Source organism: Pseudomonas nunensis (assembly GCF_024296925.1).
GTDB lineage: Bacteria > Pseudomonadota > Gammaproteobacteria > Pseudomonadales > Pseudomonadaceae > Aquipseudomonas > Aquipseudomonas nunensis.
This window is the reverse complement of the sequence record NZ_CP101125.1, coordinates 7,002,248-7,013,844: the sequence shown is the minus strand read 5'-3', so window position 1 is coordinate 7,013,844 and position 11,597 is coordinate 7,002,248. Positions and strand designations below refer to the sequence as shown.

The 11,597-nt window shown below is 62.0% G+C and carries 9 protein-coding genes; 7 read left to right on the top strand and 2 right to left on the bottom strand.

The genetic code is table 11. The annotated features are described in order from the left end of the window. Positions 1-8 precede the first annotated feature (8 nt). The 6 genes from NK667_RS31050 (at position 9) to NK667_RS31025 (ending at position 4,860) form a co-directional block, all read left to right on the top strand. On the top strand, positions 9-395 hold the full coding sequence (locus NK667_RS31050; protein ID WP_177331478.1) for a GtrA family protein: 387 nt from the start codon (positions 9-11) through the stop codon (positions 393-395). Between the two features lie 329 nt (positions 396-724). Then, positions 725-1,297, top strand: coding sequence for a DUF2796 domain-containing protein (locus tag NK667_RS31045; protein WP_054052307.1), 573 nt, complete (start codon positions 725-727; stop codon positions 1,295-1,297). 140 nt (positions 1,298-1,437) lie between these two features. After that, the gene (locus NK667_RS31040; protein ID WP_054616788.1) at positions 1,438-2,148 is read left to right on the top strand and encodes an ABC transporter ATP-binding protein; all 711 of its coding nucleotides are present in this window, start codon (positions 1,438-1,440) and stop codon (positions 2,146-2,148) included. A gap of 1 nt (position 2,149) precedes the next feature. Continuing rightward, on the top strand, positions 2,150-3,415 hold the full coding sequence (locus NK667_RS31035) for an ABC transporter permease (RefSeq protein WP_054616789.1): 1,266 nt from the start codon (positions 2,150-2,152) through the stop codon (positions 3,413-3,415). A gap of 11 nt (positions 3,416-3,426) precedes the next feature. Then, entirely contained in the window at positions 3,427-3,939 is a 513-nt protein-coding gene (locus tag NK667_RS31030; protein ID WP_054052301.1) for a DUF3299 domain-containing protein, read from the top strand. Positions 3,940-4,161: 222 nt separating this feature from the next. Next, complete coding sequence (locus NK667_RS31025; protein WP_054616790.1) at positions 4,162-4,860, top strand: OmpW/AlkL family protein; 699 nt, start codon at positions 4,162-4,164, stop codon at positions 4,858-4,860. A 219-nt stretch (positions 4,861-5,079) separates the two neighbouring features. Here NK667_RS31025 and NK667_RS31020 read toward each other — a convergent pair whose 3' ends face one another. Continuing rightward, entirely contained in the window at positions 5,080-6,009 is a 930-nt protein-coding gene (locus NK667_RS31020) for an NAD-dependent epimerase/dehydratase family protein (RefSeq protein WP_054052297.1), read from the bottom strand. Next, positions 6,002-6,886 carry a sugar nucleotide-binding protein gene (locus tag NK667_RS31015; protein WP_054052295.1) on the bottom strand — a complete coding sequence of 295 codons (885 nt, stop codon included), beginning with the start codon at positions 6,884-6,886 and terminating at the stop codon, positions 6,002-6,004. Before NK667_RS31015 ends, NK667_RS31020 begins: the two co-directional genes overlap by 8 nt. Before the next feature lie 345 nt (positions 6,887-7,231). Here NK667_RS31015 and NK667_RS31010 point away from each other — a divergent pair, with 345 nt between their 5' ends. Beyond that, positions 7,232-11,548 (top strand): DEAD/DEAH box helicase, encoded by a 4,317-nt coding sequence (locus tag NK667_RS31010; protein WP_054616791.1) that lies wholly within the window; start codon positions 7,232-7,234, stop codon positions 11,546-11,548. Positions 11,549-11,597: the final 49 nt, after the last annotated feature.

The window sequence follows — 11,597 nt, the reverse complement described above, 5'->3', positions numbered from 1 at the left end:
AGCAATTCATGTCCAGGCAGTTTCTGACTTTTCTGCTGACGGGCGGTACTGCCGCGGCCGTCAATTTCGGTTCCAGGGTTCTTTACAACCAGTGGACAAGTTTTTCGACTGCCGTCGTTCTGGCTTATCTAACGGGTATGATTACTGCCTTCATACTTTCAAGGCTTTTTGTCTTCTCCGACAGCCAGCAAGCAGTGCATAAATCTGCAATGTTCTTCGTGCTGGTCAATCTGGTTGCCATACTGCAAACCTTTTTGATCAGCGTGGGGCTCGCTTATTACGTCCTGCCTGCGCTGGGCGTCACCCTGCTGGTTCCGGAAATAGCTCACGCCATCGGTGTGGTTGTGCCGGTGTTCACCAGTTATCTGGGGCATAAAAGATGGTCGTTTCGTTAGAACCAGTCTTTGAACAAAGAACTGCCCTGGCGTCAGCAGCTCGATGAACTGATCGATACGGTTGTCGCAACTCGGCCATGAGTTGTGGCAACCACGATACTTGCCCGCCAGCCCTCTCTGGCGCGCGCCACATGTACCTTCCGCCTCCGCCATTCGAAACCTGCAAAGCCATTCTGCAATCGAAAGCGCTCGTCTGACGCAAATGCCAAGCGTTTGGACGACACGGCCTGAATTGGGACTTGTGCATCCTCCATCACGCGGGCAGAATCCACCAACTTTCGTTATAAGATTACATAACAAACTCTTCACTTTACTTCCCGGAGACCGCCATGCGTCGTCTGCTTCTCGCTCTGCCGTTTGCCCTGTTGCCGCTGGCCGTCGCCTATGCCGCTGATGAACACGGTAGCCTCGGCGCTCATGAACATGGCGTCGGCCGCCTGAACGCGGCGCTGGACGGCCAGACCCTGGAACTGGAACTGGAAAGCCCGGCGATGAACCTGGTGGGCTTCGAACACGCCGCCACCAGCGATGCCGACAAAGCCAAAGTCGCCGCCGCCAAGGCGAAGCTGGAAAACCCGCTGGCGCTGTTCAACCTGCCGAAAGCCGCCGGTTGCAAGGTCGCGACCCAGGAACTGGAAAGCCCGCTGTTCGGTGACAAGCCGGACGCCGACGATGATCACGACGAAGCGGACAAGGACGGTCACGAGCATCACCACGACCACAGCGAAATCCACGCCCACTACCAATTCAGTTGCTCGGCACCCGGCGCGCTGAAAACCCTGGACCTGGCGACGATCTTCAACACCTTCCCGGCGACCCAGAAGATTCAGGTACAACTGATCAGCCCGAGCGGCCAGCAAGGCGTTGAAGTGACGGCCAAGGCTGCAGCCCTGAAGTTCTGATCCACCACAAACCCCTGTAGGAGCTGACGAGTGAAACGAGGCTGCGATCTTTTGACCTTGATCTTTAAAGTCAAAAGATCGCAGCCTCGTTTCACTCGTCAGCTCCTACACAGGTCATCAACACCCATGAAATCGGCGCCATGACCCAAGCACTCATCGAACTGTCCGACCTGGGCTTCAGTTGGCCCGGTCATCCGCCGCTGCTGGATATCCCGGCGTTTCGCCTGGAGCCCGGTGAAACCCTGTTCCTCAAAGGCCCCAGCGGCAGTGGCAAGACCACCCTGCTCGGCCTGCTCGGCGGAGTGCAGAAGCCGGATCGCGGCAGCATCCGTTTGCTCGGCCAGGAGCTGACCGACCTCGGCGCCGGTGCGCGGGATCGCTTTCGTGTCGATCACACCGGCTACATCTTCCAGCAGTTCAACTTGCTGCCGTTTCTCTCGGTACGCGAGAACGTCGAGTTGCCCTGCCACTTTTCCAAATTGCGCGCCGAACGCGCGAAACAGCGCCACGGCAGCGTCGATCAGGCCGCCGCCACCCTCCTCGCGCATTTGGGTTTGAAGGATGAAAGCATCCTCGGCCGTCGTGCCGATTCATTGTCCATCGGCCAGCAACAACGGGTTGCCGCCGCTCGGGCGTTGATCGGCCAACCGGAACTGGTGATCGCCGACGAACCGACTTCGGCGCTGGACTACGACGCTCGCGAGAATTTCATTCGCCTGCTGTTCGCCGAGTGCCGCGAGGCGGGTTCTAGCCTGTTGTTCGTCAGCCATGACCAGAGCCTCGCGCCGCTGTTCGACCGCAACCTGTCGCTGACCGAGCTCAATCGCGCCGCCACCCCGTTCGAGGTCTGAGATGTATTTGTTTCGTCTAGCCCTGGCCAGCCTGGCTAACCGCCGCTTCACCGCGATACTCACCGCGTTCGCCATCGCCCTGTCGGTGTGCCTGCTGTTAGCGGTGGAACGCGTACGCACCGAAGCCAAGGCCAGTTTCGCCAGCACCATCAGCGGCACCGACCTGATCGTCGGCGCCCGTTCCGGTTCGGTGAATCTGTTGCTGTATTCGGTGTTCCGCATCGGCAACGCCACCAACAACATCCGTTGGGACAGCTTCGAACAATTCGCCAACAACCCGAAAGTGAAGTGGGCGATCCCGATGTCCCTCGGCGATTCCCATCGTGGTTATCGCGTGATGGGCACCACCGAGGCCTACTTCGAGCACTACCAGTACGGTCATCAGCAACACCTGGAACTGGCTGACGGCCGCGCCTTCGCCACCGACCCGTTCGAAGTGGTGCTCGGTGCCGAAGTCGCGGATGCGCTGCACTACAAACTCGGCGACAAACTGGTGTTGTCCCACGGCGTGGCGGTAATCAGCCTGGTCAAGCACGACGACAAACCCTTCACCGTGGTCGGCATTCTGAAACGCACCGGCACCCCGGTGGACCGCACGTTGCACATCAGCCTCGGCGGCATGGAAGCGATCCATATCGACTGGCACAACGGCGTGCCCGCCCAGGGCAAAGGCCGGATCAGCGCCGATCAGGCGCGCAACATGGACCTGACGCCGCAAGCGATCACCGCGTTCATGCTCGGCCTCAACAGCAAGATTTCGACCTTCGCGGTACAGCGTGAAATCAACGAATTCCGTGGCGAACCGATGCTGGCGATCCTGCCGGGCGTGGCGTTGCAGGAGCTGTGGAGTTTGATGAGCACCGCCGAAAAAGCCTTGTTCGTGGTCTCGCTGTTTGTGGTGTTGACCGGGTTAATCGGCATGCTCACGGCGATCCTCACCAGCCTCAATGAACGGCGCCGCGAAATGGCGATCCTGCGTTCGGTGGGCGCGCGGCCGTGGCACATCGCGACGCTGCTGGTGCTGGAAGCCTTTGCCCTGGCACTGTCCGGGGTGATTGCCGGCGTGGCGTTGTTGTACGTGTGCATCGCCGCCGCCCAAGGTTATGTGCAGGCGAATTACGGTTTGTACCTGCCGCTGTCGTGGCCGAGCGAATATGAATGGACGCTGCTCGGTGGCATCCTGATCGCGGCGCTGCTGATGGGCAGCGTGCCGGCCTGGCGCGCATATCGCCAATCACTGGCCGATGGCCTGTCGATCCGTTTATGAGGACGTTGAAGATGCCCCGCGCTCTGCTCGCGCTGTTGATGCTGGTCGCCCTGCCGCTGTGGGCGGCCGAGCCGAAGGATTTGACCTGGTCGGAAATGATCCCGCCGGACGCCCCGGCGGAAGTGCCGAACATGACGCCGCTGCATGATCTGTCGCAGATGAGCAGCACCCTTGAGTCGGCGCCTGCCGCCAAGCAGGACCTGCCGAATGCGCCGGTGGTGAAAAGCCTCGACGGTCAGAACATCCGCTTGCCGGGTTACATCGTGCCGCTGGAAGTGAGCGAGGAAGGACGCACGACGGAGTTTTTGCTGGTGCCGTACTTCGGCGCCTGCATCCACGTGCCGCCACCGCCGTCGAACCAGATCGTGCATGTGAAAAGCGAAGTCGGCGTGAAGCTGGATGAGTTGTATCAGCCGTACTGGATCGAGGGTTCGTTGCAGGTTAAAGCGTCCAGCAGCGAGTTGGCGGATGCGGGTTATCAGATGGAGGCGGACAAGATTTATGTGTATGAACTGCCGGAGTGAATCCGTAGTTCTGTGTTGATTGTAAGGACGCCTTCGCGGGCAAGCCTCGCTCCTACAAGGTCACCACCGATCCTGTAGGAGCGAGGCTTGCCCGCGAAGAGGCCGGCAAAGGTTCCACAAAAACCCACCCCATCACTGTTTCATTGAGCTGCATCAAAAGACCGTATCAGATGGCTCTTTACCATTGGACATCGAACATTTTTAACGTCCTTTGGAGCCCCCATGAACAAGTCCAAGCTCTGCGCCTCGCTGTTTGCCCTCGCGCTCGCAGCCCCGCTCGCCCACGCCCACGAGGCCGGCGACATCATCGTTCGCGCCGGTGCGATCACCGTCAACCCGAAAGCCGACAGCTCCAGCGTCAAGGTTGACCAGGGTCCGTTGGCCGGTGCCGATCTGGGTGGCAAGGCCACCATGAGCAGCGACACGCAACTGGGTTTGAACTTTGCCTACATGATCGACAGCCACTGGGGGATCGAGCTGCTGGCCGCCTCGCCGTTCGAGCATGACGTGAAGATCAAAGGCACTGCGTTGGGCGCGGCCAACGGCAAACTCGGCACCCTGAAACACCTGCCGCCGACCCTCAGCGTCGTGTACTACCCACTCGACGGCAAGTCCGCGTTCCAGCCGTATGTCGGCGCCGGTATCAACTACACCTGGATCTACGACGAACACGTCGGCAGCGAAGCCCAGGCCAACGGCTTCAGCAACTTCAAGGCGAAAAACTCCTGGGGCATGGCGTTCCAGGTTGGTGCTGACTACATGATCACCGACAACATCATGCTCAACGCCCAGATGCGCTACATCGACATCGACACCCGCGCGACCGTGGAAAACGACGCCGTGGCGCCGGGCACTCGGGCCAAGGTCAATGTGGATGTTGATCCATTCATCTACATGGTCGGGCTTGGTTACAAGTTCTAAGAGAAACATGACTGGCTGTTGTGGCGAGGGAGCTTGCTCCCGCTGGGCTGCGAAGCAGACCCAAATCCGGCCACTGAGCTTTATTTGGCACACCGCATCGACTGGGTTGCGACTGCTACGCAGTCGAGCGGGAGCAAGCTCCCTCGCCACAGGAGACGGGCTAGCCATAGCTAAAATGCCGGCCATAAAAAAGGCGCCTCAACAGGCGCCTTTTTTTGATCAGCGGCCGAGCAACCGCGCCAGCCCAACACGCATCGGCGTCTGCTCAGGGTAAGTAAACCGCTCCAGCAACCGACGATTGTTCGCCCGCGAGTGACGGATGTCACCGGAACGCGCCGGGCCGTAGCTCACTGGCGGTAACTCACCGACCACTTGCTGCAACGCTTCGAGCATTTGCTTGAGCGTGGTCGCCTGGTTCCAGCCGACATTCACCGCGCCGACTTCGATCTGCGGCTTCTCGATGGCCTGCACCAGCAAATCCACCAGATCCTCAACGTAGACAAAATCCCGGGTCTGCTCGCCATCACCAAACACGGTGATTGGCAGGCCTTTCTGCGCGCGTTCGCTGAAGATGCTGATCACCCCGGAGTACGGCGAGGACGGATCCTGGCGCGGGCCGAAGATGTTGAAGAAACGGAACACCACTGGTTCCAGGCCATGCTGGCGGCGGTAGAAATCGAAGTAGTACTCGCCGGCCAGTTTGTCCGAAGCGTATGGCGTCAGTGGCGCCTTGGCGGTTTCTTCGTCAATCGACTCGCCTTCGCCGTTGTTGCCATACACCGCCGCACTGGAGGCGAACAGCACACGTTTTACGCCGGCCTGGCGCATCGCCTCGCAGACATTCAGGGTGCCGATGAAGTTGCTCTGGTGAGTTTTCACCGGATCGTCCACCGACGCTTGCACCGAGGCCACCGCCGCCAGGTGCGCCACAGCGCTGCAACCGAGCATGGAACGGGCGACCAGTGCCGCATCGGCGACGTCGCCGACGATCAGCTCGACCTTGGGGTTGTCCAGCGGCAGGTTGCTGCGTTTGCCGGTGGACAGGTCATCGAGAATCCGAACCGAATGGCCCTTGGCGAGCAAGGCATCCGTGAGGTGCGAACCGATGAAACCGGCGCCGCCGGTGATGAAAACTGGGCCGTCAGCCATGGCGATAGAACCTATCCAGTAAGCCCGGGAGCGCCGCGCGCCAGGCGCGGGGCTTGATCCCGAAGGTGTGCAGAATTTTCTTGCAGGCCAGCACCGCGTGTTGCGGCTCTTCGGCAGCGTCGGGCCGGGCGGCGTGAGCCTGGGCGGTCGGCGCGTCGATGGCCAGTTCATGCAGGTTGCGTGCTTCGGTGATGATCGCCTGCCCCAATGCCAGCGGCGTGGTCGCCTCATGTCCGGCGTAATGATAGGTGCCCCACAGCGGCGCCGCACAATCGAGTTGCTTGAGCACCGAGATGATCACCCGGGCCGCATCGTCGACCGGCGTCGGATTACCCCGGCGGTCGTCGGCCATCAGCAGTTCTTCCGGTGTTTCAGCCCGCGCGAGGAAGCGCCCGAGGGTGCCGTCAGGGCTGTCGTCGAGCAGCCAGCCGAAACGCAGCAATACGTGTTGCGGGCAGGTAGCGCGCACGCTTTGTTCGATCCGCCACAAGGCCTGACCGCGCAGGCCCAGGGGCACCGGCTCGTCTTTTTCGCTGTAGGCCGTGGCCCGGGAGCCGTCGAAGACGCGATAGCTCGACGGTTGCAGCAAAACGATGTTGTGGTGCTGGCACAGTTCGGCCAGGCGCTCGACCGCGCGTTCCTGCCCGGCCAGACGCTGTTCGCTGACCGCCTCCGCCTGGAACCAGTCAAAGTAGTAGGCGAGGTTGATCAGCGCGTCCGGACGGGTGTCGTCGAGCAGTTGCGTCAAGCTCGCGGCGTCCCAGCCGTCTTGTGGTGGGCGGGGGGCGAGGAAACCGATGTCTTCCTCCGCACCGAGGCGAATCAGCGCCTGCCCAAGGGCATTTCCGCCGCCCAGTAACATAAGGCGCATTCGCATAGAGTCAGCAGGCCCAGTCTGATTGGAACAATGGTTTTATCGACACTGCCCGCAGGCAATGTCGTCGATAGATGCCGGAATCGTTGCATTTTGCGGGTTTAGTGCGCAACCGTCATCCGTAAAGTGTAGATCCCCGATTTTCGCAGTGCCTCTGTGGCGAGGGGGCTTGCCCCCGTTGGGCTGCGCAGCAGCCCCAAAACCTGACTCCCTGTTTCTCCTGACACACCGCATCGCCTGAATATACGACTGCTTCGCAGCCGAACGGGAGCAAGCTCCCTCGCCACAGGGGGGTGATAACCCAAGCGGTACTTGCATCTTCCCCACCCCGCCCGCATAAATTAACCCATGAATCTGCCCATCCCCGCAGACAGTGCCCTGGCCGGCTTCCATCCCGCCGTCAGCGCCTGGTTCAGCAAGACCTTCCCGACGGTCACCGCCGCCCAGGCCCGGGCGTGGCCGTTGATTCGTCAGCATCGCTCGACGCTGATCGCCGCGCCCACCGGCTCCGGCAAAACCCTGACGGCTTTCCTCGCCGTGCTCGACGCGCTGGTGCATCAGGGCCTGGAAAACAACGGCGTGTTGCCCGACGAAACCTTGGTGGTCTACGTCTCGCCGCTCAAAGCGCTGTCCAACGACATCCAGATCAACCTGCAAAACCCGCTGGCCGGGATCACCGAGCAATTGCGCCTGATGGGCTTGCCCGAATTGCAGATCAACACCGCCGTGCGCACCGGCGACACCCCGCAAAAAGACCGCTCGGCGATGCGCAGGACCGCGCCGCACATTCTGGTGACCACCCCGGAATCCCTTTACGTGCTGCTCGGCTCCGACTCTGGGCGAAAAATGCTCGGCACCACGCGCACGGTAATTGTCGATGAAATCCACGCCATCGCCGCCAGCAAACGCGGCAGCCACTTGGCGCTGAGCCTGGAGCGTTTGCAGGCGCTGTGCCCGCACCCGCTGATGCGCATCGGCCTGTCCGCCACGCAGAAACCTATCGAAGCCGTTTCGCGTTTCCTGGTTGGGCGTGATCGTGAGTGCGAAATCATCGACATCGGCCACGCCCGCCCCCGGGATCTGGGCATCGAAGTGCCGCCGGTGCCGCTCTCCGCAGTGATGGCCAATGACGTCTGGGAATTGGTCTACGACCGCCTCGCCGCCCTCGCCCGCGAACACCGCACCACGCTGATTTTCGTCAACACCCGGCGTCTCGCCGAACGCCTGAGCCGGCACCTGAGCGAGCGCCTCGGTAAAGAAGCGGTGGCCGCGCACCACGGCAGCCTGGCCAAGGAATTTCGCCTCGACGCCGAGCAACGGCTCAAGCGCGGCGACCTGCAAGTGCTGATCGCCACCGCGTCGCTGGAATTGGGCATCGATATCGGCGATGTCGATCTGGTCTGCCAGATCGCGTCGCCACGCTCGATTGCCGGATTTCTGCAACGGGTTGGCCGTTCCGGGCACCAGGTCGGCGGCACGCCAAAAGGCCGGTTATTCGCCACCACCCGCGACGATCTGATCGAATGCGCCGCGCTGCTCGACTGCGTGCGCCGGGGCGAACTCGACACCTTGTTGATCCCGGTCGCGCCGCTGGACGTACTGGCCCAGCAAATCATCGCCGAGGTCAGTTGCCAGGAATGGCACGAAGACGCGCTGCTGGCCCTGTTCCGCCAGGCCTCGCCCTACGCCAGTCTCGACGAAAAACACTATAAGGCGCTGCTGCAAATGCTCGCCGAGGGCTACAACGGGCGTCAGGGCATCCGCAGTGCTTTCCTGCATCGCGACGCCGTGAGCCGCACCTTGCGCGGGCGTCGTGGCGCCAAGCTGACGGCGGTGACCAGCGGCGGCACCATCCCGGACAACGCCGACTACAGCGTGTTGCTGGAACCCCAAGGTCTGAACATCGGCAGCGTCAACGAAGACTTCGCCGTGGAGAGCATCGCCGGGGATATCTTCCAACTCGGCAACACGTCGTACCGCATCCTGCGGGTCGACACCGGCAAGGTTCGGGTCGAAGACGCCCAAGGCCAGCCGCCGACCATTCCGTTCTGGCTCGGCGAAGCGCCGGGGCGCAGCGCGGAACTATCGTTCGCCGTGGCGCGCCTGCAAGCGCAACTCGATGATCTGCTCGGCGCTACGCCCGGCAACTTGCAGCCCGCCATGGATTGGCTGACCGGGACCCTCGGCCTCAACCTCGCCAGCGCTGATCAACTGGTGGATTACCTCGCCCGCGCACGCCTGACTTTGGGCGCCCTGCCGTCCCAGGACACGTTGCTGATGGAGCGGTTTTTCGACGAGTCCGGCGGCACCCAACTGATCATCCACACACCGTTCGGCAGCCGCATCAACCGTGCCTGGGGCTTGGCCCTGCGCAAGCGCTTCTGCCGCACCTTCAACTTCGAATTGCAGGCCGCCGCCAGCGAAGATGCGATTGTGCTGTCGCTCTCCACCAGCCACAGCTTTGAACTCGATGACGTCTGGCGCTACCTGCACAGCAACAGCGCCGAGCACATCCTGATTCAAGCCGTGCTTGAGGCGCCGCTGTTTGGCGTGCGCTGGCGCTGGAATGCCGGGGTCGCCCTGGCGCTGCCGCGTTACACCGGCGGGCGCAAGGTTGCGCCGCAGATCCAGCGGATGAAAAGCGAAGACCTGATCGCCAGCGTCTTCCCCGACCAGATTGCCTGCGTGGAAAACCTCGCCGGCGAACGGGAAGTGCCCGAGCATCCACTGGTGGAACAAACCCTCGACGATTGCCTGCACGAAGCCATGGACACCGAAGGCTGGCTCGCGCTGTTGCGGCGCATGGAAAGCGGCGACGTGCGCCTGATCAGCCGCGACCTGCCGGCGCCCTCGCCGCTGGCCGCAGAAATCCTTAGCGCCCGGCCCTACACTTTTCTAGACGATGCACCGCTGGAAGAACGCCGCACCCAAGCGGTAATCAATCGACGCTGGAGCGATCCGCAATCCACCGACGACCTCGGCGCACTGGATGCCGAGGCGATTCAGGCAGTGCGCGATGAAGCCTGGCCTGCGCCCACTGGCGTCGATGAAATGCACGAAGCGCTGATGAGCCTGACGTGCATTTCCGATGCCGAAGCTCAAGCCAACCCGCATTGGCTCGACTGGTTGAACACCCTGGCTGAGTCGGGGCGCGCCAGCCGTTTGCAGCTCGATCACGGGCAATCGTTATGGTTGGCGCTGGAGCGCTTGACCTGCCTGCGAGCGATTTATCCACAAGCGGTTTTAACGCCGCCACTGCAAGCGTTGCCCGGTTTCGATGAAGCCTGGGACATTGATGAAGCGGTGCTGGAAGTGGTTCGTGCGCGGCTTAGCGGGTTTGGTCCCTTACCGCTGAAAGCGATCGCCGAACCGCTCGGATTACCGCCGACTCAAGTCACTCAAGCCCTGGCGCAACTGGAGCGCGAAGGTTATGTGTTGCGCGGGCAATTCACGCCGGGCACTGGTGAAGACGAATGGTGCGAACGGCATTTGCTGGCGCGGATTCATCGCTACACGGTCAAGCGCCTGCGCCGGGAAATCGAGCCGGTGGCGTTGCAGGATTTCATGCGATTTCTGTTCGACTGGCAGCATTTGTCCCCCGCCACCCAAGGCCAGGGCAGTGCGGTGTTACCGGCGATTGTCAGTCAGTTCGAAGGCTACCCCGCCGCTGCATCGGCGTGGGACAGCGACCTCCTGCCGGCGCGGCTCAAGGACTATTCGCCGAGCTGGCTGGATGACCTGTGCCGCAGCGGCAAACTGGTGTGGACGCGCCTGACCGCGCGCAATAAAAGCACGGGCACGGCGCTGCGCAGCACGCCGATTCTGCTGCTGCCACGCAGTCAGGTCGGGTTGTGGAGCTGCTTGACCGAGCAGACGACGGTGAGTGAACTCTCACCCAAGACGCAAAAAGTTTTCGAGGCACTGAGCCAACACGGCGCGTTGTTTTTCGATGAGCTGATCCACGAAGCGCACCTGCTGCGCGCGGAACTCGAAATCGCCTTGCAGGAACTGGTAGGCGCCGGGTTGGTGAACGCCGACAGCTTCGCCGGGTTGCGCGCACTGATCACCCCGGCGAGCAAACGCCAACAGCGCAGCAGTCGGCGTGGGCGTGGGGCGTTTGTCGGCGGCATGGACGATGCCGGGCGCTGGGCTCTGTTACGACGCGGACCGCCAGCACCGGTTGTGGATAACAAACGACCGGCACCGACGCCGAGCGACACCCTGGAACATATCGCCATGACCTTGCTGCGCCGCTACGGCGTGGTGTTCTGGCGCTTGCTGGAACGCGAGGCGGATTGGTTGCCGAGTTGGCGTGAATTGCTGCGCACGTTTCATCGGTTGGAGGCACGGGGCGAGATTCGCGGTGGGCGGTTTGTCAGTGGCTTGGCCGGTGAACAGTTTGCGTTACCGGAGGCGATTCCGTTGCTGCGAGAAGTGCGGCGCCGACCGCATGACGGGAGTCTGGTGGCGGTGTGCGGAGTCGATCCGCTGAACCTGGCCGGGACGTTATTGCCGGGGGTGAAAGTGCCGGCGTTGGCGAGTAATCGGTTGGTGTATCGGGATGGCTTGCCGGCTGCCGCAGAGATTGCAGGGAAGCAGGTTTTTTGGGTGGAGCTGGATCAGTCCGAGAGTGCTGAACTACACAGCAAACTGATCCGGCATTGAGGTTGGTTGGGCCGGCCTCTCCGCGAGCAAGCCCGCTCCCACATTGGAA

Bases quoted from the DNA above. Each gene is read 5' to 3' on its own strand.
- NK667_RS31050 (WP_177331478.1), top strand. From the start codon at position 9: ATGTCCAGGCAGTTTCTGACTTTTCTGCTGACGGGCGGTACTGCCGCG.
- NK667_RS31045 (WP_054052307.1), top strand. From the start codon at position 725: ATGCGTCGTCTGCTTCTCGCTCTGCCGTTTGCCCTGTTGCCGCTGGCC.
- NK667_RS31040 (WP_054616788.1), top strand. From the start codon at position 1,438: ATGACCCAAGCACTCATCGAACTGTCCGACCTGGGCTTCAGTTGGCCC.
- NK667_RS31035 (WP_054616789.1), top strand. From the start codon at position 2,150: ATGTATTTGTTTCGTCTAGCCCTGGCCAGCCTGGCTAACCGCCGCTTC.
- NK667_RS31030 (WP_054052301.1), top strand. From the start codon at position 3,427: ATGCCCCGCGCTCTGCTCGCGCTGTTGATGCTGGTCGCCCTGCCGCTG.
- NK667_RS31025 (WP_054616790.1), top strand. From the start codon at position 4,162: ATGAACAAGTCCAAGCTCTGCGCCTCGCTGTTTGCCCTCGCGCTCGCA.
- NK667_RS31020 (WP_054052297.1), bottom strand. From the start codon at position 6,009: ATGGCTGACGGCCCAGTTTTCATCACCGGCGGCGCCGGTTTCATCGGT.
- NK667_RS31015 (WP_054052295.1), bottom strand. From the start codon at position 6,886: ATGCGAATGCGCCTTATGTTACTGGGCGGCGGAAATGCCCTTGGGCAG.
- NK667_RS31010 (WP_054616791.1), top strand. From the start codon at position 7,232: ATGAATCTGCCCATCCCCGCAGACAGTGCCCTGGCCGGCTTCCATCCC.